Below are 21,152 nucleotides of genomic sequence, written 5' to 3'. Positions count from 1 at the left end.
ACCGAATTGTTAGCGCTAACAGAACAGCGGATCCGTAAGGACACTTGATGAAACATTCGACACGAGCAATGACAACGGCGTTGCTGCTCGTCGTGGGCCTCGTCGCCACCCTGATGGTGACGGCGTTCCACGGCCAGGCCCTGGCGGGTACGACGCTGGGCACCTCGGCGGCCGAGAAGGGCCGCTACTTCGGCACCGCCGTCGCGGCCGGGAAGCTCGGCGACAGCACGTACACGACGATCCTGAACCGCGAGTTCAACAGCGTCACCGCCGAGAACGAGATGAAGATGGACGCGACTGAGCCCAACCAGGGCCAGTTCACGTTCACCAACGGCGACCGGATCGTCAACCACGCCATCAGCCGCGGCATGACGGTCCGCGGCCACACGCTGGCCTGGCACTCGCAGCAGCCCGGCTGGATGCAGCGCATGGAGGGCGCGGCGCTGCGCTCGGCCATGGTCAACCACGTCAACCGGGTCGCGTCCTACTACCGCGGGAAGATCCACTCGTGGGACGTGGTGAACGAGGCCTTCGCCGACGGCACCAGCGGCGGGCGGCGTGACTCCAACCTGCAGCGCACCGGCAACGACTGGATCGAGGTCGCGTTCCGCACCGCCCGCACGGCCGACCCCGGCGCGAAGCTCTGCTACAACGACTACAACACCGACGGCATCAACGCCAAGAGCACCGGCATCTACAACATGGTGCGCGACTTCAAGGCCCGCGGCGTGCCGATCGACTGCGTCGGTTTCCAGGCGCACCTGACCAACTCCGCGCCGAGCGACTTCCAGGCCAACCTCCAGCGCTTCGCCGACCTCGGTGTCGACGTGCAGATCACCGAACTGGACATCTCCGGTTCCAACCAGGCCAACGCCTACGCCGCCGTCACCCGCGCGTGCCTGGCCGTGGCCCGCTGCACCGGCATCACCGTGTGGGGCATCCGCGACAGCGACTCGTGGCGCACCGGCCAGAACCCGCTGCTGTTCGACGCCTCGGGCAACAAGAAGCCCGCCTACACCGCCGTCCTCAACGCCCTCAACGAGGGTTCCGGCCAGCCGGGCCTCATCGACCCGACCGCGTGGTACGTGCTGGTGAACCGCAACAGCGGCAAGGTGTTGGACGTCTACAACCTCGCCACGAACGACGGCGCCCGCATCACCCAGTGGAGCCGCAACGACGGCAACCAGCAGCAGTGGCAGTTCGTCGACTCCGGCGGCGGCTACTACCGGGTGAAGTCGCGGCTGTCGGGCAAGGTGCTCGACGTCTACAACTTCTCCACCACGGACGGCGCCGCCATCGTCCAGTGGACCGACCACAACGGGACCAACCAGCAGTTCCGCGCGGTCGACGCGAGCGGCTACATCCGCCTGATCAACCGCAACAGCGGCAAGGCGCTCGAAGTCCAGGGCGCGGCCACCAACGACGGCGGCAACATCGTCCAGTACACCGACTGGGGCGGCGCCAACCAGCAGTGGCAACTCGTCCGCGTCGGTTGATCCGTCCCACCCCCAATCCCCCCACCTCGACGAAGAGGAGCACGCCCATGGCCGGGTCAGGCCACCAACCGCCCACCACCGTCGCGCCAGTCGGCAGGCGCCGCAGGGTCGCCGGTCTCGCCGCCGCGGTCGTCACCGTGCTGCTCGGCGGCTTGCTGGCGGCGTTCGGCGCGACGACCGCGTCAGCGGCGACCGTGGACACCAACGCGTGGTACGTGCTGGTGAACCGCAACAGCGGCAAGGCGCTGGACGTCTACAACCTCGCCACGAACGACGGCGCCCGCATCACCCAGTGGAGCCGCAACGACGGCAACCAGCAGCAGTGGCAGTTCGTCGACTCCGGCGGCGGCTACTACCGGCTCAAGTCGCGGCTGTCCGGCAAGGTGCTCGACGTCTACAACTGGTCCACCGCCAACGGTGCCAACATCGTGCAGTGGAGCGACAACAACGCCGCCAACCAGCAGTTCCGGCTGGCCGACTCCGACAGCGGTTACGTCCGGCTGATCAACCGCAACAGCGGCAAGGCGCTCGAGGTGCAGGGCGCGGCCACCAACGACGGCGGCAACATCGTCCAGTACACCGACTGGGGCGGTGCCAACCAGCAGTGGCAGCTCGTGCGCATGGGCTCCGGTCCCACCACCACCACGACGACCACGAACCCCGGCACGTGCTCGCTCCCGTCGACCTACCGCTGGACGTCGAGTGGCGTGCTGGCGCAGCCGAGGTCGGGCTGGGTGTCGCTCAAGGACTTCACCTACGTCCCCTACAACGGCAGGCACCTGGTCTACGGCACGACGCACGACACGGGCACGCGCTGGGGCTCGATGAACTTCGGGCTCTTCAGCAACTGGTCCGAGATGGCCTCGGCACCCCAGCAGGCCATGAACATCAGCACCGTCGCGCCCACGCTGATCTACTTCGCCCCGAAGAACATCTGGGTGCTCGCCTACCAGTGGGGCGGGACCGCGTTCAGCTACCGGACGTCGACCGACCCCACCAACCCGAACGGGTGGTCGGCGCAGCAGGTGCTGTCCACGGCCAGCATCACCGGTTCCGGCACCGGGCCCATCGACCAGACGCTCATCGGTGACGACACGAACATGTACCTGTTCTTCGCCGGTGACAACGGCAAGATCTACCGCCAGGTCATGCCGCTCGGGAACTTCCCGAGCAGCTTCGGCTCGTCGTACACCACGATCATGAGCGACACGACGAACAACCTGTTCGAGGCCCCCGAGGTCTACAAGGTCAAGGGCCAGAACCAGTACCTCATGATCGTCGAGGCGATCGGCTCGAACGGGCGCTACTTCCGCTCGTTCACGTCCAGCAGCCTGGGCGGTTCGTGGACCCCGCAGGCCGCCACCGAGAGCAACCCGTTCGCGGGCAAGGCCAACAGCGGCGCGACGTGGACCAACGACATCAGCCACGGTGACCTGGTCCGCGCCACCGCCGACCAGACCAAGACCATCGACCCCTGCAACCTGCAACTGCTCTACCAAGGCCGCAGCCCGAACTCCGGCGGCGACTACGGCCTGCTGCCCTACCGACCGGGCGTCCTGACGCTGCAACGCTGACCGACCCCCGGCGCCCCGCACGACCACGTGCGGGGCGCCGGGCCGTTATCCGCCCTTCAGCGGCGGGTGAGGAGCAGTCATGTCCGTCCCCGATGAACTGCCGCGGCGCTTGACGCGCAGGCGGAGCCGGGTGTCGAGGATGGCCGCGGTCATGGCCGCGGTCGTGCTCGGCGGTGTGCTGGTCGTCTTCGGCTCGGCGACCAGCTCCGCCGCCACGGTCGACACCAACGCCTGGTACGTCCTCGTGAACCGCAACAGCGGCAAGGCTTTGGACGTCTACAACCTCTCCACCGCCGACGGCGGTCGCATCACCCAGTGGACCCGCAACGACGGCGCGAACCAGCAGTGGCAGTTCGTCGACTCCGGCGGCGGCTACTACCGGCTCAAGTCGCGCCACTCCGGCAAGGTGCTCGACGTCTACAACTTCTCCACCACGGACGGCGCCGCCATCGTCCAGTGGGCCGACTGCAACGGCACCAACCAGCAGTTCCGGCTGGCCGACTCCGACGGCGGCCACGTGCGCCTGATCAACCGCAACAGCAACAAGGCGGTCGAGGTGCAGAACGCCGCGACCAACGACGGTGCCAACATCGTGCAGTACAGCGACTGGGGCGGCGCGAACCAGCAGTGGCAGCTCGTCCGCGTCGGCACACCGCCGACCACCACCACGACCCCACCGAATGGCCAGTTCACCAACCCGGTGGTGTGGCAGGACTTCGCCGACGTCGAGGTCATCCGGGTCGGTGACGCGTACTACATGACCGCGTCCACCATGCACTACTCCCCCGGGGCGCCGATCCTGCGTTCGTACGACCTGGTCAACTGGGAGTTCGCCGGCCACTCCGTGCCCTCACTGGACTTCGGCACGAAGTACGACCTGACCAACGGACAACGGGCGTACGTCAACGGCATCTGGGCGTCCACGCTGCAGTACCGGCCGAGCAACCGCACCTACTACTGGGCCGGGTGCATCGACTTCAACGACACCTACATCTACACCGCGAGCAGCGTCGAGGGGCCGTGGAACCGGCACGCCCAGCTCGACAACTGCTACTACGACGCGGGCATGCTGATCGACGACAACGACACGATGTACGTCGCCTACGGCAACGGCACGATCAGCGTCGCCCAGCTGTCCGCCGACGGCCGCACCCAGGTCCGCGCGCAGCAGGTGTTCCAGACGCCGTCGAACATCGGCACGCTGGAAGGCGCGCGGTTCTACAAGCGCAACGGCAGCTACTACATCTGGCTGACCCGGCCCGCGAACGGCCAGTACGTCCTCAAGGCGAGCAACCCGTTCGGCCCGTACACCCTGCGGCAGGTGCTGCTCGACCTGCCGGGCCCGATCCCCGGCGGCGGCGTGCCGCACCAGGGCGGCCTGGTCCAGACCCAGAACGGGTCCTGGTACTACATGTCGTTCGTGGACGCCTACCCCGGCGGCCGCGTCCCGGCGCTCGCGCCGATCACGTGGACCGCGGACGGGTGGCCGACCCTGCAGACGGTCAACGGCCGGTGGGGCGTGAACTACCCCTCGCCGCTGCCGACCCGGCCGGTCAAACCGCTCACCGGGTCCGACACCTTCGCGGGCACGGCGCTCGGCCCGCAGTGGGAGTGGAACCACGACCCGGACACCAGCCGGTATTCGGTGAACAACGGGCTGACGTTGCGGACGGCCACGGTCACCAACGACCTCTACGCCGCCCGCAACACGCTGACCCACCGCATCCAGGGGCCGACCTCGACCGCCACCGTCGAACTGGACTACAGCGCGATGCGCGACGGCGACCGGACCGGCCTGGCCATGCTGCGCCAGTCCTCGGCCTGGATCGGGGTGAAGCGCGAGAACGGCCAGACCCGCGTGTCCATGACCACCGGGCTGGCGATGGACAGCAGCTGGCGCACCACCAGCACCGGCACCGAGGCCGCGAGCGCGGCGGTCAGCGGCGGCCGGATCTGGCTGCGGGTCAACGCCGACATCCAACCCGGGTCCAACCGCGTCGCCCGCTTCTCCTACAGCACCGACGGCACCACCTTCACCGCGCTCGGACCGTCGTTCACGCTCAACAACGCCTGGCAGTTCTTCATGGGCTACCGCTTCGGCATCTTCAACCACGCCACCCAGGCGCTGGGCGGGTCCGTCACGGTGCGAAAGTTCGACCTGACGACGCCCTGAACCTCGAAAACAGTTTCGAATTGTTTCGAAAGAACGACCCTCCTCCGATCTTGTTCACAGCCCAGCTGACGAACCACTCACAAGGCGCTTCACCAGCAGATATGTCACACTTCAAGATCAAGCTTAACCGGTTCGACGGTGTTCACAGAAGTTGAAGCGCGGCGCGTGAACCCGTCGAACCGGGCCTTGATCAGTCGAACGTTTCGGTTGATACTGCTTAACGTTTCGAGCCGAACAGTGTGTGGCTTCGAGGGATTCCCGAGCGGTCCACCGACGGCTCCACTCCCCCATCCGTCCCTACCCGCTCCGGCGGGTGCTACCCCAGAAAGCGCCGAACATGACGCTGACATCGAAGTCAGTCGCACGAGCCGCGCTCGTGTCCACCTTGGTCGCCGCCGCCGCGGGCGCCGCGGTCCTCGTCGCGTCACCCGCCAGTGGCGCCGCCTCGACCCTCGCCGCGGCGGCACAGCAGAGCGGCCGCTACTTCGGCACCGCGGTCGCCGCCAACAAGCTGGGCGACTCCACGTACGTCGGGATCCTCAACCGTGAGTTCGACATGGTCACGGCTGAGAACGAGATGAAGATGGACGCGACCGAGCCGCAGCAGGGCCAGTTCAGCTACGGCAACGCGGACCGGATCGTCAACCACGCCCGCAGCCGGGGCATGAAGGTGCGCGGTCACGCCCTGGCGTGGCACTCGCAGCAGCCCGGCTGGATGCAGAACATGTCCGGTACCGCGCTGCGCAACGCGATGCTCAACCACGTCACCCAGGTCGCGACCTACTACCGGGGCAAGATCCACTCCTGGGACGTGGTGAACGAGGCGTACGCCGACGGCAGCAGCGGCGGACGCCGCGACTCCAACCTGCAGCGCACCGGCAACGACTGGATCGAGGCCGCGTTCCGCGCCGCCCGCGCCGCCGACCCGGGCGCCAAGCTCTGCTACAACGACTACAACACCGACAACTGGTCGCACGCCAAGACCCAGGGCGTCTACCGGATGGTGCAGGACTTCAAGCAGCGCGGCGTGCCGATCGACTGCGTCGGCTTCCAGGCGCACTTCAACAGCGGCAACCCGGTGCCCAGCAACTACCACACCACGCTGCAGAACTTCGCCAACCTCGGCGTCGACGTGCAGATCACCGAGCTGGACATCGAGGGCTCCGGTTCCTCGCAGGCGCAGCAGTACCAGGGCGTCGTGCAGGCCTGCCTCGCCGTGACCCGCTGCACCGGCATCACCGTCTGGGGCATCCGCGACAGCGACTCGTGGCGCGCCTCCGGCACCCCGCTGCTGTTCGACGGCTCCGGCAACAAGAAGGCCGCCTACACCTCGGTCCTCAACGCCCTGAACGCCGCGTCGACCACGGTCCCGACGACCACCACCACCGACCCGACCGGTCCGACCACGACCACCACCACCCCGCAGAACCCCGGTGGCTGCACCGCGACGTACCGCGAGGGTCAGAAGTGGGGTGACCGCTTCAACGGCGAGGTCACCGTCTCGGGCACGAACAACTGGGTCGTCACGGTGACGGTCAGCTCGCCGCAGCGGATCATCGCCACCTGGAACACCTCCGCCACGTGGCCGTCGGCCAACGTGATGGTGGCCCGCCCCAACGGCAACGGCAACACGTTCGGCTTCACCGTCATGCACGGGGGCAACTGGAGCTGGCCCAGCATCTCCTGCCAGGTCGGCTGAGCACGCGGTGGGAGGGCCCGGCGCACCCGGGTCCTCCCACCCCTCGAACCCGATCAGCCGGGAAGGAGCAAGTTCATGCGCAGGAACCACTCCCGCGCGTCACGATCGGCCGCGTTGGTGTCCGCCGTCGCCCTCGTCGCCACCACCGGGGCACTGCTCGGGTCGCAGTCCGCGTCGGCCGCGGCCGGGTGCCGGGTCGACTACGCCCTCGCCGCCGAGTGGCCGGGCGGGTTCGGTGCCAACGTGGTCGTGACGAACCTCGGCGACCCCGTGACCGGGTGGCGGCTGTCGTGGTCGTTCTCCGGTGACGAGCGGATCACGCAGTCGTGGAACGGGTCGCACACCCAGTCGGGCGCCCAGGTCACCGCCGTCAACGCCGCGTGGAACGGCTCCATCGCCACCGGTGCGACGGTGTCGTTCGGCTTCAACGCCACTTCCGGCGCCCGCACGACGCCTCCGTCGGTGTTCACCCTCAACGGCACCGTGTGCACCGGTTCGACGACGACCACCACCAGCACGACCACGACCACGACGAGCACGACCACCACGACGACCACGACGCCTCAGCCGGGTCGTCCGATGATCGAGAACAACTTCCCCGTCACCAGGGAAGGCGCGTACGGCGACAACCGCTACACCGTGTTCCGCCCGGCGAACCCGCAGGCGGTCGACCGGTCGCTGCCCGTGCTGGCGTTCGGGAACGGCGCGTGCGCGCACACGGACAACAGCGAGGTCACCCGGATCCTGACGTTCATCGCGTCGAAGGGCTTCGTCGTGGTGGACACCGGCTCCGTCGACGGCTCGCCCAACGGCGTGCCGAGCGGATCCCCGATCCCCTCCCTGCTGACCGACGCGATCACGTGGGCCGAGCGGGAGCAGAACCGCTCCGGGGCGCCGCTGCGCCAACGCCTGGACCTGACCAAGGTGGCCACCGCGGGCCACTCGTGCGGCGGCCTGGAGGCCATGGTCGCGGGCCAGGACGGTCGCGTGTCCGCGGTCGTCTCGTTGAACAGCGGTTTCTTCGCCGACGGTTCCTTCGGCTACCCGCGCTCCGAGGTCCGCAAGTTGCACACGCCCGCCCTGTTCATGGACGGCGGTCCGTCCGACGTCGCCTATGCCAACAACCAGGCCACCTACGACCTGGCCACCGTCCCGTCCGTGCTGGCCCGCCACCCGCAGGCCGGTCACGGTGGCTTCATCACCGGCAGCCAGCTGACCGACGGCATGACGACGGTCGTGCAGTTCCTCGACATGGTGCTCAACGGCAACCAGGCAGCGCGCTCCTACATCCTCAGCCCGTCCGGGTTGGCGGCGAAGGCGCCCTGGGTGGTGTCCACGAAGAACTTCTGAACCTGACACCGAGGCAACGGCCGTCATGGGCACGCGTCACCCGCGTGTGCCATGACGGCCGTTCGGCGTCTCCCGACCGGAGAGGCCGTGAATGTTATCGCTAACCAATCGACTTCCATCAAATGGTGCAACCTAAAGTACAGCCCGTCAGAACCTCTTGTGAGCGTGAACATCGCGCGTCAGACTCATCCACAACGAAGGGGACAACGATGTTCCACCAGCACGCGGACCGCGCCACGTCCCGGCGCAGGTCCCTGATAGCGGCCGCGGCCGCGGGTGTCCTGCTCTTACTGGGAGCGGGTGGCGTCGCGCTCGGCGGTACGCAGACCGACCAGGTGGGCACGGCAGCCGCGACGGCCGGGTGCGGCAAGGCACCCGGTCTGGCCAGCGGCACGCACACGATCACCAGCGGCGGCCAGAACCGCAGCTACATCCTGCGGGTGCCGGCGAACTACGACCCCAACCGCCAGTACCGGCTGTTCGTCGGCTTCCACTGGCTCAACGGGACGGCCAACGACGTCGACTCGGGAGGTGGCGCCGGGTACAACTGGTCCTACTACGGGTTGCGGAAGCAAGCGGACGCGGCGAACAACAGCATGATCTTCGTGGCGCCGCAGGGCATCAGCAACGGCTGGGCGAACACCAACGGCCGTGACCTGACCTTCGTCGACGACCTGCTCCGGCAACTCGACGCCGCCCTGTGCATCGACACCACCCAGCGCTTCGCCGGCGGCTTCAGCTACGGCGGCGCGATGTCGTACGCGGTGGCCTGCGCCCGCGCCACCACGTTCCGCGCGGTCGTCGTCTACGCGGGCGGCCTGCTCAGCGGGTGCAACGGCGGTACCCAGCCCATCGCCTACATGGGGTTGCACGGTCTCACCGACAACGTGCTCAACATCTCCCAGGGTCGGACGATGCGCGACGCGTTCGTGCGCAACAACGGCTGCACCGCGCAGAACCCGCCGGAGCCGCGCCAGGGCAGCCTGTCCCACGTGGTCACGACCTACAGCGGCTGCCGCGCCGGTTACCCGGTCGTGTGGGCGGCGTTCGACAACGGCCACACCCCGGCTCCGGTCGACGGGTGCTCGTGCGAGGACGGCGGGCGGACCTGGACGTCGGCCGAGGTGTGGAAGTTCGTCAACCAGTTCGCAGGCACCAGTCCGACGTCTACCACCACCACAACGACCACATCGACGACCACCAGCACGACAACGACAACGACCTCGGTGCCCGGCGACTCGACCTGCCGCGTCACCGACACCATCAACGCCTGGAACACCGGCCTGACGTCGAACATCACCGTCACCAACACCGGCACCACCCCGGTCAACGGCTGGTCGCTGGTGTTCACGCTGCCAGGTGGCCAGACCATCACCTCCGGCTGGAACGCCACCTACTCCCCGACCTCCGGTCAGGTGACCGCCCGGAACGTCTCCTACAACGCCAACCTCGCCCCGAACGCCTCGGTCACCATCGGCTTCCAGGCGAACCACACCGGCAACACCTCCGCACCGACCTCGTTCACCCTCAACGGCACCACCTGCGCGACCGGCTGAGGGCGCCGAGGACCGACCACGCCGCCCCGGGCTCGTACGACTCGCGACGCCCGGGGCGGCCCACGACAGGAGTGCCATGTCGTCCTCACCGTTGAGCCGACGCCGACTGCTGCAAGCCGCCGGGGTCGCCGCCGTCGCGACCACCGCACCGTCCCTGATCGTCGGAACGGCACACGCCGCCTCCGTTCCGCCGGTCCGCACCGACATCGGGGTGTCCACGCACCCGTTCGACCTGAGCCAGGTCCGGCTGACCTCCGGGCGTTGGCTGGACAACCAGAACCGCACGCTGACCTACCTGCGCTTCGTGGACGTGAACCGGTTGCTGTACAACTTCCGGGCCAACCACCGGCTGTCCACCAACGGCGCGGCGGCGCTCGGCGGGTGGGAGGCACCGAACTTCCCCTTCCGCACCCACAGCCAAGGCCACTTCCTCAGCGCGTGGGCGCAGGCGTGGGCGGTGCTGGGTGACACCACGTGCCGCGACCGCGCCAACTACGTGGTCGCCGAGCTGGCGAAGTGCCAGGCGAACAACTCGGCGGCGGGCTTCAACACCGGTTACCTGTCCGGTTTCCCCGAGTCCGACTTCGACAGGATGGAGGCGGGCAGCCCGGTATCCGTGTCGTACTACGCGCTGCACAAGACCTTGGCCGGTCTGCTGGACGTGTGGCGGCACATCGGCAACACCCAGGCGCGCGACGTGCTGCTGCGGTTCGCGGGCTGGGTCGACTGGCGCACGGCGAGGCTGTCCTACAGCCAGATGCAGCGCGTGCTGGGCACGGAGTTCGGCGGCATGAACGCCGTGCTGACCGACCTGTACCAGCAGACCGGCGACGCCCGGTGGCTCGCGACCGCCCAGCGGTTCGACCACGCGGCCGTGTTCGACCCGTTGGCCGCGAACCAGGACCGGCTCAACGGCCTGCACGCCAACACCCAGGTGCCCAAGTGGATCGGCGCGGCACGCGAGTACAAGGCGACCGGCACCACGCGCTACCGCGACATCGCGTCCAACGCGTGGAACATCACCGTCGCCGCGCACACCTACGTGATCGGCGGCAACAGCCAGGCCGAGCACTTCCGCGCGCCCAACGCCATCGCCTCCTACCTCAACACCGACACCGCCGAGGCGTGCAACACCTACAACATGCTCAAGCTGACCCGCGAGCTGTGGCAGCTGCAACCGGACAACGCGGCGTACTTCGACTTCTACGAGCGCGCGCTGATCAACCACCTCATCGGCCAGCAGAACACCGCCGACCCGCACGGCCACATCTGCTACTTCACCGGCCTCAACCCCGGTCACCGACGCGGCAACACCGGGCCCGCGTGGGGTGGCGGCAACTGGAGCACCGACTACACCACCTTCTGGTGCTGCCAGGGCACCGCCCTGGAGGTCAACACGTCCCTGGCCAACTCGATCTACTTCCGCAACGGCACCACGCTCACGGTGAACCTCTACGCGCCGTCGGTGCTGACGTGGTCGGAGCGCGGCATCACGGTCACCCAGACCACGACCTACCCGGCGTCCGACACCACCACCATCACGGTCAGCGGCAGCGTGGAGGGGTCGTGGACGATGCGCCTGCGCATCCCCGCGTGGACCACCGGTGCCACCGTCAGCGTCAACGGCGTCGCCCAGGGCGTCACCGCCACTCCCGGCACCTACGCCTCGTTGACCCGGTCGTGGGCGCCGGGTGACACGGTGACGCTGCGCCTGCCCATGCGGGTGATCGTGCGGGCCGCCAACGACAACCCCGCCGTCGGCGCGATCACCTACGGACCGGCGGTCCTGGCGGGCAACTACGGCAACACCGCCCTGTCCCGGCTGCCCGCGCTCAGCGTCGACTCCATCACCCGCACCAGCACGTCGTCACTGGCGTTCACCGCGCGGGCCGATGGTGCGACGGTCAACCTGGGCCCGTTCCACGACGCCCACGGCTTCAACTACACCGTCTACTGGAACACCGCCGGTGGTGGCTCGGAATCCTCCTACCGACTGTTCAACGCCGCCAGCGGTCTGGTGCTCGGCGTGCAGAACATGTCCACTTCGGATGGTGGACTGGCCGTGCAGTGGGGCGATAACGGGACCGCCGACCACAACTGGCAGATCGTCGTGGACGGGAGCAACATCCGGCTGCGCAACTCGCACAGCGGCAAGGTGCTCGGCGTCGAGAACATGTCCACCGCCGACAACGCCCGCGTCCTGCAGTGGGGCGACACCGGCACCGCCGACCACCGCTGGACCGTGGTCGATCACGGTGACGGCACCCACAAGCTACGCAACGTCAACAGCGGCAAGCTGCTGGGCATCCTGAACGGCTCGACGGCCCAGGGTGCGCAGGCCGTGCAGGACTCGGACAACGGCTCGGCCGACAACCGGTGGCGTTTCGTCCCGAACGGCGCCCGCCGCGTGCAGAACCGCGCCAGTGGCTTGGTGCTCGGCGTGCAGGACATGTCCACTTCGGATGGTGGTCTGGTCGTGCAGTGGGACGACAACGGCACCGCCGACCACCTCTGGACCGCCGTGCTCGACCCCGACGGCTACTTCCGGTTGCGCAACTCGCACAGCGGCAAGGTCCTCGGCGTCGAGAACGGCGCCAACACCAACAACGCCCGCGTGCTCCAGTGGTCCGACAACGGCACCACCGACCACAAGTGGCGCCTGCGCCACGGCAGCAACGGCTACTTCCGCATCCAGTGCGGCAACGGCAGCCGAGTCCTCGGCCTCACCAACGCCTCCACCGCCCGCGGCGCCCAGGTCGTGCTGTACGACGACAACGGCACCACCGACCACCTCTGGCGCTTCATCTGACCGCACACCCCGGCGTCGCACCCACTCCTGGGTGCGACGCCGCCCCAAATCCCCACCCACCCACCGCTCCGCTGCCTCTCGCTCCCCGCCCCTCGCTCCCCCGTCCCCCGTCCCCCGCTCCCCCGCCCACCGATCCCGTGCCGACCGATCCCGTGCCGACCGCCCAACCCCGCCGCTCCCGCGCCCGGCGTGGCGCCAATGCCCCAACGCCTTGCCACCCCCCTTTGCCGGAACGCTCCCCCACGGCCGGAACCGATGCCCGTGACCGCCCCGCTCCACCGACCCGGCACGGGACCGCACACAGACCACCGCTGGACCTACCAGGTCGACACCTGCACGACGCACCCGACCCGACGGGTTCGCGACCTCGCCCCTGCCGGTACCCGACCACCGCACTACCGCAGGACAGCGAGGCGACCAGGGCAACCATCGCCCTGGCCACCCTGCCGGCGCCCCCGGCACCAGCGCCCCCCGCACCAGCGCGCCTCGGCATCGGCGGGTGTCGGCGCCGGCGAGACTCGGCGCCGGCGAGACTCGGCGCCAGCGGCCTCGGCGCCAGCGGCCTCGCGCTGCCGGGTCCGCGAGGCGGCAGTCGCTGTCCGCGACCACGTGCGCGGCGGGCGGCACCCGCATCGAGGTGCTCGAGTCCGGAGCCGTCGAGCGGCCCACGCGTCTGCTGGGACGCCGCCGGCCGCGGCGGGCGACGTCGGCGGCGGCGGCTTACCCCGGGACAGCCGCGAGGCCCGAGTCGGTGCGGGCGTGCGGCCGGTCGAGGCGGGCCTTGTTGTTTCTCCCGACGTATCAGTTGAATAATAACACCGTGTTCTTTGAAGTCGGGAGCATGATCACCCGATCGTGGAACCGACGTTCGGCAAAGGTGCAGGTCAGGGTGTCGGAAGGTGGGTCCTAGTCGCGTTCGTAAAGTCGTCGGTGCCACCAGTGGCCCGGGGTGGTCGAGTGCGGGTTCGGGAGGGTCCGTCGGTGGAACTCCTCGTCCAGCGGGGCGAGCAGTCGGCGCAGGGCGGCGCGGGCGGCTCGGGGCAGGTGGTCGAGCGCGAGTTCCAAAGTGTCGCGGCCGTGGGTCGGGGCGCAGCACGGGCAGTCGTGGAAGGGCACGTAGAGCCAGCGGCCCGGTTGGTGCAGGAAGCGTCGGTAGCCCTCGAAAGCCGCGCCGGCGCTCAGGCCCAGGCGGTCGACCGCGTGTTGGGCGTCGGGGCTGAGTCCCTTGATCGGCGGGTCGCCGGTGGGACGGTGGGCAGGCGGGGTGGCCTGCGGGCGGCGGATGCGCGGGGTGTCGGCGCGAACAGCGCCCGGTGACCTACGCGGCATCGCCCTTTCGGGTGGTGATCATGCGGCGATGGTGCCACATCGGTGTCGGGTTCGTCAGCGGATCGGGTGGTCGTCTTGGGTTGCCGCCGGCCGCCGCCCGGTGTCAACTAGGTTGACACCCTCTACCACGGTTTCGACGCCGTGGAGGAGAGCGGCCGTCTCCCGGTCCTTCGTGGACACTCAGGTGACCTCGCTGGCCGATGCTCTCACCGGTCGTGCGCAGCGCGCCTGGCGCTCCAGGTCAGGAACGGGCGGTCCGGTAGCGCGGGTTGGTGTTGTGCCACTCGAAGCCGCCGCCCATCCAGGCGCGCAGGCCGCGCAGGAACCGCTGGAGTTCCGGTGACGGCACGGCGCTCAGGCTCTCGTGCGACTCCTCGAAGTCGTGCACGAACTTGTTGTGCAGCGCCACGGTGGCCTCGGTCGCCTCCTCGATCGAGCAGTTCCGGTCCGCCGCGATCTGCAGGACCATGTTGACGACGGGGTTGGCGTCGGCGGCGTCCTTCGCCACCGACAGCAGGTCGTTGACCAGCACGGACGCCGTCCCGGCCTGGGTGATGGCGCGGCGCACGCGGGGGTCGTAGTAGAGGTTGGCCGGCACCTCGTAGCCACCGACGGGGTCCACCAGCGTCATCGAGGTGGCGAAGGTGTCGTGCTGCCGGGTGGCGAGGTACTTCCAGGCGGGCGGGTACTCGCCGGTGTACCGCCACGCCGCGTAGGTGTTCCAGCTGACGAACATGGTGAACGTGGAGTAGCAGATCCGCTGCACCTGGGCCGGGGTGCCGGCGCGTTCCAGGTGCTCGACGGCCGACCGCAGCGCCACCAGCACCGGCTCGGCGCGCAACGCCTCCTCCAGCGGCTCGTCGAACTCGCCGGCGGGCGCGACCGGGTCCATCGCCACCATCGCCAGCGCCAGGCGCGGCGGCAGTTCGGCCGGGGTGGCGCCCATGTCGGTGTTGTCGGCGTACAGGTCGTCGGCGGCCCACCACGCGGCGTTGAGCCGTGCCGCGATCAGCAGTTGCTCGGGGTCTTCGGTGTCGGTGTGGGTGAGCATCGCCAACCGCCCGAAGCCGGCCTTGCGCAGCTGGTCGAGCTCCTCGCCCCGGAAGCCGCACTCCTCACCCCACCGCACCAGCCGGTCGTCCACCTCGTCGGCGAGCGCGTCATCGATCCGCTCCACCACGGGCACGTAGACCGGTGACGCCGTCCCGTCACCCCACTCCCGCTCGACGTAGCCGGGACTGGTGGTGGGGGAAACGGGTGCCCGGTCGGCGGCCTCGGCGAGCCCGGCCGCGAAGTGGGCCGCGAGTCGGGCGGCAGACGTACCCAACCCGGACGTACCCAACCCGGACGTACCCAGCCCCGACGTGCCCAGCCCCGACGGCGCAGTCGGAACCGCGCCGGCGGAAGTACTGGCTCCCGGTGCGCTCGTGTCGGGCGGCGCGGATGGGGCGGCGCCGGCCGGCCGGGAGGTGCCGACCCCCGGCGGGCGCAGATCGGCAGGGAGGGATGGGGCCGCGCCGCCAAGCCCGGCCGCGCCTGGTTCCGGCGAGGCGGACGGGCCCGCGCCGGATGGCCCGTCCCGCCCTGGTCCGACCGCTCCGCTCGACCTGCCCAACACTGCCGCGGCTGCCCCGCTCGGCCTGCCTGGCACCGACCCGACCGCTCCACTCGGCGTGCTGGACACCGGTCCGGCTCCGCCGCTTGGTGTGGCCGACACCGGTGTGGCCGCCTCGCTCGGAGCGGCAGGCGGCGGGCCGGCGGGTACCGGGGCGGCAGGCACGGTGCCGGTCGGGAGCAGCCCTGGTGGCAGGGACGGGCCGCGGGGGATCCGTCCGGTCGGGGCCGGGGTCGGCGCGGTGGTCATCGCACCCGGTCCGCGACGATCAGCAGGTAGTGGAAGCTGCCCTCCCGGTACGCCGTCAGGAACGACTTCTCCACCCCCGTCGCCACCGACGACTGCTCGCGCAGCTCCCAGTACGGGATGGTCTGCGGCGTCAGGTCGACCACCTCGATCGGCACGAGGTTGTTCGCGGTGAGCGCCTTGAAGTACTCGCTGCGCGCGTGGACGCTGCACGTGTAGCGCTCGTCGATCTGGCTGACGGCCTTGGACCGCCCACCGGTCACGTCGTTGTAGCAACCGGTGATGCACACGTACCGCCCACCGTGGCGCAGCAGCCGGGAGAACTCGCCGAACAGCTCGAAGAGGTCGACGTACATCGTCGTCTCGTTGGTCCAGACGGCCGCGAAGTCACCGGTCTCGAAACCCGTGTCGAGCATGTTCTTGAAGTGGAACCGCACCTTGTCCGCCACACCCCACCGGGCGGCCTGGGCGTTGGCGAAGTCGACCTGCTTCTGCGAGATCGTCACGCCGTCCACCCGGCACCCGAACCGCTGGTTGGCCATCAGGCTGGTGCCGCCGCGGCCGGAACCGCCGTCCAGCAGCCGGTCGTCCGGCCGGATCGGGCCGAGGTGGTCGAGCAGCACGTCGGCCTGCGCGCTCTCCAACCGGTGCAGCTCGGCGATCACGCGCTCGTCGCGGGTCTCCGCGGGGCCGGACAGCACCGACTCGTCGTACGCACCGAGCCCGTAGTGGTGGTGGTAGATCCCGTCGACCTCACCCAGCTTGATGTTCACCGGGTCCTGCTCGTTGTTCCAGTAGTCCGCGATGGACCGCTGGTAGTCGGTGCGCAGGACGGAGGATGCGGCGGTGGTGGTCGTCATATGTGGTTTCTCCTTAGGGGTGTTCTCAGCGGGCGATCTCGACGTCGTCGAGCACGCCCAAGGCGTCCGGGACGAGTACGGCGACCGAGTAGTAGGCGGTGACGAGGTAGGAGGTGATCGCTTTCGCGTCGGTGCCCATGGGCTGCACCGTCAGCCCCGGTTCGAGCTCGTTGGGCAGCCCGGTCTGGTGCAGGCCGATGACGCCTTCGTCGGCCTCGCCGGTGCGCAGCGCGAGGATGGCGCTGGTGCCGCGGCGGCTGATCGGGATTTTGTCGCACGGCAGCACCGGGACCCCACGCCACGCCGGCTGGCGGACACCGCCGTCCACCTCGACCGTGCCGGGGTCGAGCCCCTGGCGGGTGCACTCGCGGCCGAACGCCGCGATCGTGCGCGGGTGGGCCAGGAACAGGCGCGTCTTGCGCCGCCGGCACAGCAGGTTGTCCAGGTCGTCGGGGGTGGGTGGGCCGCTGCGGGCGTGGATGCGCTGGCTGGGGTGGACGTTGTGCAGCAGCCCGATGCGCGGGTCGTTGACCAGTTCGTGCTCCTGCCGCTCCCGCAACGCCTCGACGGTCAGCCGCAGCTGCTGCTCGGTCTGGTCCATCGGCTCGTTGTAGAGATCGGCCACCCTGGTGTGCACCCGCAGCACCGTCTGCGCGACTTCCAACCCGTACTCGCGCGGCGAGGGGTCGTAATCGACGAACGTGCTCGGCAGCTCCGGCTCGCCCGCGTGACCCGACGCCACCGCGATCTCCGCCTCGCCCTTCTTGTTGCGCGGTGGCAGCGGCCGGTCGCGGTTGCGCTCGACGTGCGCGCGCAGGCTCGGTGAGGCGTCGAGCAGGTCGGCCACCGCCTGCCACGACAACGTGAGCGCGATGACGGGGGTGAGCGCCTTCGCGGTGAACCGCGCGGTGCCCGGCGCGCCGGTCAGCACCTCGGTGCCCAGGCACTCGCCGTCGGCCAGGACGTCGACCACGACCTGGTCGCCGTACTCGCCCGCGGCCAGCTGCGACACCCGGCCGTGTGCCACCACGACCAGGCGGTCGGTCGCCTCACCCGCGCCGACAAGGATCGATCCCGGCGCGTACCGGCGCTGCTCGAACCGGTCCGCCAGGGCGCTGAGCACGTCCTCGTCGTCGCAGTCGCGCAGCGGCGGCAGCTCGGCCAGCGTCTCGGGCACGACCCGGAACCGCCCGCTCAGCGCCGTGCACGCGACCCGTTCGTGGCCGGCCTCGTAGGTGCGGCGCCGGTTGACCCGGTACGTGCCGCCCGCCGCCTCCACCCACGGCAACCGGCGCAGCAGCCACCGCGGCGTGATCGCCTGCGCCTGCGGCCGGGTCTTGGTCGTGGTCGCCAGCACCCGGGCGGCCTCGGTGCCCAGGCTCAGGCGGTGCTCGGCGTGCTCGACCGACTCGGCCGGTTCGACGGCGGTCATGCCTCCTCCCGCCCGATCTCGACCTGCTCCAGGACCGCGAGCGCGTCCGGCACCAGCACGGCGGCGGAGAAGTAGGCGCTGACCAGGTAGGAGGTGATCGCCTTGCCGTCGGTGCCCATGTCCTTCACGGTCAGCCCGGGCCGGTACTCGTCGGGCAGGCCGGTCTGGTGCAGGCCGATCACGCCCTGGTTCTCCAGGCCGGTGCGCAGCAGCAGCACCGAGCTGGTGTGGTGCCCGCTGATCGGGATCTTGTTGCACGGGAAGAGCGGCACGCCCCGCCACGCGGGCACGTGGTGGCCGTGGACCTCGACCGGGTCGGGGTGCAGGCCCCGGTGGTTCCACTCGCGCGCGATCGCCGCGATGGTGCGCGGGTGCGCCAGCAGGCAGCCCGGTTCCTTCCACACCAACGACAGCAGGTGGTCCAGGTCGTCCGGGGTGGGCGGGCCGCCGCGGGTGCGGACGCGCTGCTTCAGGTCGGCGTTGTGCAGCAACCCGGTGCGCGGGTTGTTGACCAGTTCGTGCTCCTGCCGCTCCCGCAACGCCTCGATCGTCAGCCGCAGCTGCTGCTCGGTCTGGTCCATCGGCTCGTTGTAGAGGTCGGCGACCCTGCGGTGGACCCGCAGGATCGTCTGCGCGACCTCCAACTCGTACTCGCGCGGCGCCGGGTCGTAGTCCACGAACGTGCTCGGCAGGTCCGGTTCACCCTCGTGGCCCGAGGCCACCGCGACATCCGCCTCGCCGTGCTCGTTGCGCTGTGCGCCGCGGTTCGCCTGGAACCACCGGAGCCGCCCGCTCAGCGCCTCCGACTGGGCGAGCACCTCGTCGAACGCTCGCTGCGGCAGCACCAGCGCGGTGCACCGGGTGACGGCTTTGACGGTGAGGTCCCACGTGCTGCTCGGGTCGGTGAGGCTGTCGTCGCCGAAGTGGTCGCCGTCGGCCAGCACGCCGAGCACGGTCCGGTCGCCGTACTCGCCCGTGCCGACCTGGTTCAGCCTGCCGTGCACGATCAGGAACGCCTCGTCCGACGGGTCGCCGGACGCGACCACCACGTCGCCCGGTTCGTAGTCGCGCCGCTCGAACCGGCCCGCCAGGGCGGCCAGCACATCCGGTTCGTCGAACCCGCGCAGCAACGGCAGCTCGCCCAGCTCCGCCGGGATGACGGCCGGCCCGGAACCGGTGTCGGTGAACGTCACCCGGCCGTCGCCGACCTCGTAGCTGAGCCGCCGGTTGACCCGGAACGTGCCGCCCTCGGCCTCGACCCAGGGCAGCACCTTGAGCAGCCACCGCGAGGAGATCGCCTGCATCTGCGGCACGGACTTGGTCGTGGTGGCGAGGTTGCGGGCGGCGGCCGGGCCGAGGCTCAGCCTGGTCTCGGACGCGTCGGGAACCGATTCCACCGGTTGCGCGAGAGTCACGAGCACCACCAATCCGAGTCTTGAGGCAATTCACGCCAACGCCCGACCGCAGCGGAATGAGCGCCGCGGTCGGTCATTACTGCGGCGCTTATTCGGAGAACGACGAACCCGACGCTAGCAGCGCCTTCCAACCGTGTGAAGTCACTCGAAAGAGGCCTGTGGATAACGTGCCGCCGTTATGCCGTGCGAGTGAATTACCGCCCCGATGCGGTGAGAGCCGGAGGCGATATCTACGGTGCGTCGTATTCAACTACCCGCGCGTGTGATCTTGCGCGTCCACCGCTATTTCACAGATCTGCGAGATGCGGCCCGTGCGGAGCAGTGACGACCGACAACCGTGCACCCGCCGGTCACCACGGGTAGGGGTGGACGGGTGAGTCGCGGTGGACGTGCCGGGGCGATCTGACTTCGGCGCTGTGGGACGTCGGTCGGCACGAGCGGGCCGTGGCGGGGTCCGACGCGCGTTCGGTGATGACCCCGGGTCAGTCCGCGAGGGTGGCGATGTCGATGACGAACCGGTACCGGACCTCGGCGTCGAGCACGCGTTGCCACGCCTTGTTGATGTCCGCGGCACGGATGACCTCGACCTCGGGGGTGATGCCGTGCTCGGCGCAGAAGTCGAGCATCTCCCGCGTCTCGGCGATACCGCCGATCGTCGACCCGGCGAACGAGCGGCGGTTCGCGAAGAGCGTGAACAGGGAAACCGGTACCTGCTCGGGCGGCGCGCCGACGTTGACGATCGTGCCGTCGAGGGCGAGCAGCCGGAGGTAGGCGTCGAAGTCGAGCGGGGCGCTGACGGTGTTGACGATCAGGTCGAAGGTGTTCGCCAGTCGCTCGAAGGTCGCCGGGTCACTGGTCGCGTGGTAGTGGTCGGCGCCGAACCTCAGCGCGTCCTCTCGCTTGCGCGGGCTGTGGGACAGCACGGTCACCTCGGCGCCCATCGCGTGCGCGAACTTGACGGCCATGTGGCCGAGCCCGCCCAGGCCGACGACCGCGACCTTCTTGCCGGGCCCGGCGTTCCAGTGCCGCAGCGGTGAGTAGGTCGTGATGCCCGCGCACAGCAGCGGTGCGGCCTTCGCGAAGGGGATGGCGTCCGGGAGGCGCAGCACGAAGTGCTCGTCAACGACGATGTGGGACGAGTAGCCGCCCTGCGTGACGCGGCCGTCGCGGTCGATGGCGTTGAAGGTGTCGGTGAACCCGCGCAGGCAGTACTGCTCCCGACCGGACCGGCAGTTCGCGCACTCGCGGCAGGAGTCGACCATGCACCCCACGCCGACCCGGTCACCGACCGCGTGCCCGGTGACCTCCGCCCCGACCTGGACGACGGTCCCGGCGATCTCATGCCCGACCGTGAGCGGGTAGGGCACCGGACCCCAGTCGCCCCGGACGGTGTGGATGTCGGAGTGGCAGATCCCGGCCCAGGCGATCTCGACCAGCACGTCCTTCGGACCGACGTCCCGCCGCTCGACCACACCGGGGACGAGCGGGTCCGTGGCCGAGATCGCGGTGAATGCGCGTGCGGAAATCATCAACGTCCTTCGTCACGAGGTTGGAGCAGTGCCGGTGGGTTCCCAAGCCGGGTGCACGCCACGAGGACG

General features: G+C 69.6%; 13 protein-coding genes. 7 read left to right on the top strand and 6 right to left on the bottom strand.

Annotated features, from left to right (window positions below; all coding sequences use genetic code 11):
• The first annotated feature begins 47 nt into the window (after positions 1–47).
• The 7 genes from A6A25_RS10535 (at position 48) to A6A25_RS10505 (ending at position 12,657) form a co-directional block, all read left to right on the top strand.
• Entirely contained in the window at positions 48–1,496 is a 1,449-nt protein-coding gene (locus A6A25_RS10535; RefSeq protein ID WP_143193066.1) for an endo-1,4-beta-xylanase, read from the top strand.
• A 47-nt stretch (positions 1,497–1,543) separates the two neighbouring features.
• Positions 1,544–3,070: a non-reducing end alpha-L-arabinofuranosidase family hydrolase gene (locus A6A25_RS10530; protein WP_073888090.1), complete on the top strand. Its 1,527-nt coding sequence runs from the start codon at positions 1,544–1,546 to the stop codon at positions 3,068–3,070.
• A 79-nt stretch (positions 3,071–3,149) separates the two neighbouring features.
• Entirely contained in the window at positions 3,150–5,243 is a 2,094-nt protein-coding gene (locus A6A25_RS10525; RefSeq protein ID WP_073888088.1) for a family 43 glycosylhydrolase, read from the top strand.
• A gap of 337 nt (positions 5,244–5,580) precedes the next feature.
• Positions 5,581–6,942 carry an endo-1,4-beta-xylanase gene (locus tag A6A25_RS10520; protein WP_073888086.1) on the top strand — a complete coding sequence of 454 codons (1,362 nt, stop codon included), beginning with the start codon at positions 5,581–5,583 and terminating at the stop codon, positions 6,940–6,942.
• A gap of 75 nt (positions 6,943–7,017) precedes the next feature.
• Positions 7,018–8,292 (top strand): cellulose binding domain-containing protein, encoded by a 1,275-nt coding sequence (locus A6A25_RS10515; RefSeq protein ID WP_073888084.1) that lies wholly within the window; start codon positions 7,018–7,020, stop codon positions 8,290–8,292.
• A gap of 209 nt (positions 8,293–8,501) precedes the next feature.
• Positions 8,502–9,848, top strand: coding sequence for a cellulose binding domain-containing protein (locus A6A25_RS10510; RefSeq protein WP_073888081.1), 1,347 nt, complete (start codon positions 8,502–8,504; stop codon positions 9,846–9,848).
• A gap of 76 nt (positions 9,849–9,924) precedes the next feature.
• Positions 9,925–12,657, top strand: coding sequence for a beta-L-arabinofuranosidase domain-containing protein (locus A6A25_RS10505; RefSeq protein ID WP_073888079.1), 2,733 nt, complete (start codon positions 9,925–9,927; stop codon positions 12,655–12,657).
• A gap of 906 nt (positions 12,658–13,563) precedes the next feature.
• Here the strand turns inward: A6A25_RS10505 and A6A25_RS10500 are convergent.
• The 6 genes from A6A25_RS10500 to A6A25_RS10475 form a co-directional block, all read right to left on the bottom strand.
• Positions 13,564–13,986 (bottom strand): hypothetical protein, encoded by a 423-nt coding sequence (locus A6A25_RS10500; RefSeq protein ID WP_198932640.1) that lies wholly within the window; start codon positions 13,984–13,986, stop codon positions 13,564–13,566.
• A 241-nt stretch (positions 13,987–14,227) separates the two neighbouring features.
• The gene (locus A6A25_RS10495) at positions 14,228–15,328 is read right to left on the bottom strand and encodes a family 2 encapsulin nanocompartment cargo protein terpene cyclase (protein WP_380735565.1); all 1,101 of its coding nucleotides are present in this window, start codon (positions 15,326–15,328) and stop codon (positions 14,228–14,230) included.
• A 518-nt stretch (positions 15,329–15,846) separates the two neighbouring features.
• The gene (locus A6A25_RS10490) at positions 15,847–16,707 is read right to left on the bottom strand and encodes a geranyl diphosphate 2-C-methyltransferase (protein ID WP_073888077.1); all 861 of its coding nucleotides are present in this window, start codon (positions 16,705–16,707) and stop codon (positions 15,847–15,849) included.
• Positions 16,708–16,732: 25 nt separating this feature from the next.
• On the bottom strand, positions 16,733–18,139 hold the full coding sequence (locus tag A6A25_RS10485) for a family 2B encapsulin nanocompartment shell protein (protein ID WP_073888075.1): 1,407 nt from the start codon (positions 18,137–18,139) through the stop codon (positions 16,733–16,735).
• Positions 18,136–19,554 (bottom strand): family 2B encapsulin nanocompartment shell protein, encoded by a 1,419-nt coding sequence (locus A6A25_RS10480; RefSeq protein ID WP_083668238.1) that lies wholly within the window; start codon positions 19,552–19,554, stop codon positions 18,136–18,138. Before A6A25_RS10480 ends, A6A25_RS10485 begins: the two co-directional genes overlap by 4 nt.
• A 482-nt stretch (positions 19,555–20,036) precedes the next feature.
• A complete protein-coding gene (locus A6A25_RS10475; RefSeq protein ID WP_073888071.1) occupies positions 20,037–21,083 on the bottom strand; it encodes an NAD(P)-dependent alcohol dehydrogenase in 1,047 nt (348 codons plus the stop codon).
• Between the last annotated feature and the right edge of the window lie 69 nt (positions 21,084–21,152).

The sequence above is a fragment of the Saccharothrix sp. CB00851 genome (assembly GCF_001905065.1).
Classification (GTDB): Bacteria; Actinomycetota; Actinomycetes; order Mycobacteriales; family Pseudonocardiaceae; genus Actinosynnema.
This window is presented reverse-complemented; position numbering and strand designations above follow the sequence as displayed.

What these genes read in the sequence shown, in the direction of transcription:
- A6A25_RS10535 (WP_143193066.1), top strand. Translation starts at nt 48, where the DNA reads ATGAAACATTCGACACGAGCAATGACAACGGCGTTGCTGCTCGTCGTG.
- A6A25_RS10530 (WP_073888090.1), top strand. Translation starts at nt 1,544, where the DNA reads ATGGCCGGGTCAGGCCACCAACCGCCCACCACCGTCGCGCCAGTCGGC.
- A6A25_RS10525 (WP_073888088.1), top strand. Translation starts at nt 3,150, where the DNA reads ATGTCCGTCCCCGATGAACTGCCGCGGCGCTTGACGCGCAGGCGGAGC.
- A6A25_RS10520 (WP_073888086.1), top strand. Translation starts at nt 5,581, where the DNA reads ATGACGCTGACATCGAAGTCAGTCGCACGAGCCGCGCTCGTGTCCACC.
- A6A25_RS10515 (WP_073888084.1), top strand. Translation starts at nt 7,018, where the DNA reads ATGCGCAGGAACCACTCCCGCGCGTCACGATCGGCCGCGTTGGTGTCC.
- A6A25_RS10510 (WP_073888081.1), top strand. Translation starts at nt 8,502, where the DNA reads ATGTTCCACCAGCACGCGGACCGCGCCACGTCCCGGCGCAGGTCCCTG.
- A6A25_RS10505 (WP_073888079.1), top strand. Translation starts at nt 9,925, where the DNA reads ATGTCGTCCTCACCGTTGAGCCGACGCCGACTGCTGCAAGCCGCCGGG.
- A6A25_RS10500 (WP_198932640.1), bottom strand. Translation starts at nt 13,986, where the DNA reads ATGCCGCGTAGGTCACCGGGCGCTGTTCGCGCCGACACCCCGCGCATC.
- A6A25_RS10490 (WP_073888077.1), bottom strand. Translation starts at nt 16,707, where the DNA reads ATGACGACCACCACCGCCGCATCCTCCGTCCTGCGCACCGACTACCAG.
- A6A25_RS10485 (WP_073888075.1), bottom strand. Translation starts at nt 18,139, where the DNA reads ATGACCGCCGTCGAACCGGCCGAGTCGGTCGAGCACGCCGAGCACCGC.
- A6A25_RS10475 (WP_073888071.1), bottom strand. Translation starts at nt 21,083, where the DNA reads ATGATTTCCGCACGCGCATTCACCGCGATCTCGGCCACGGACCCGCTC.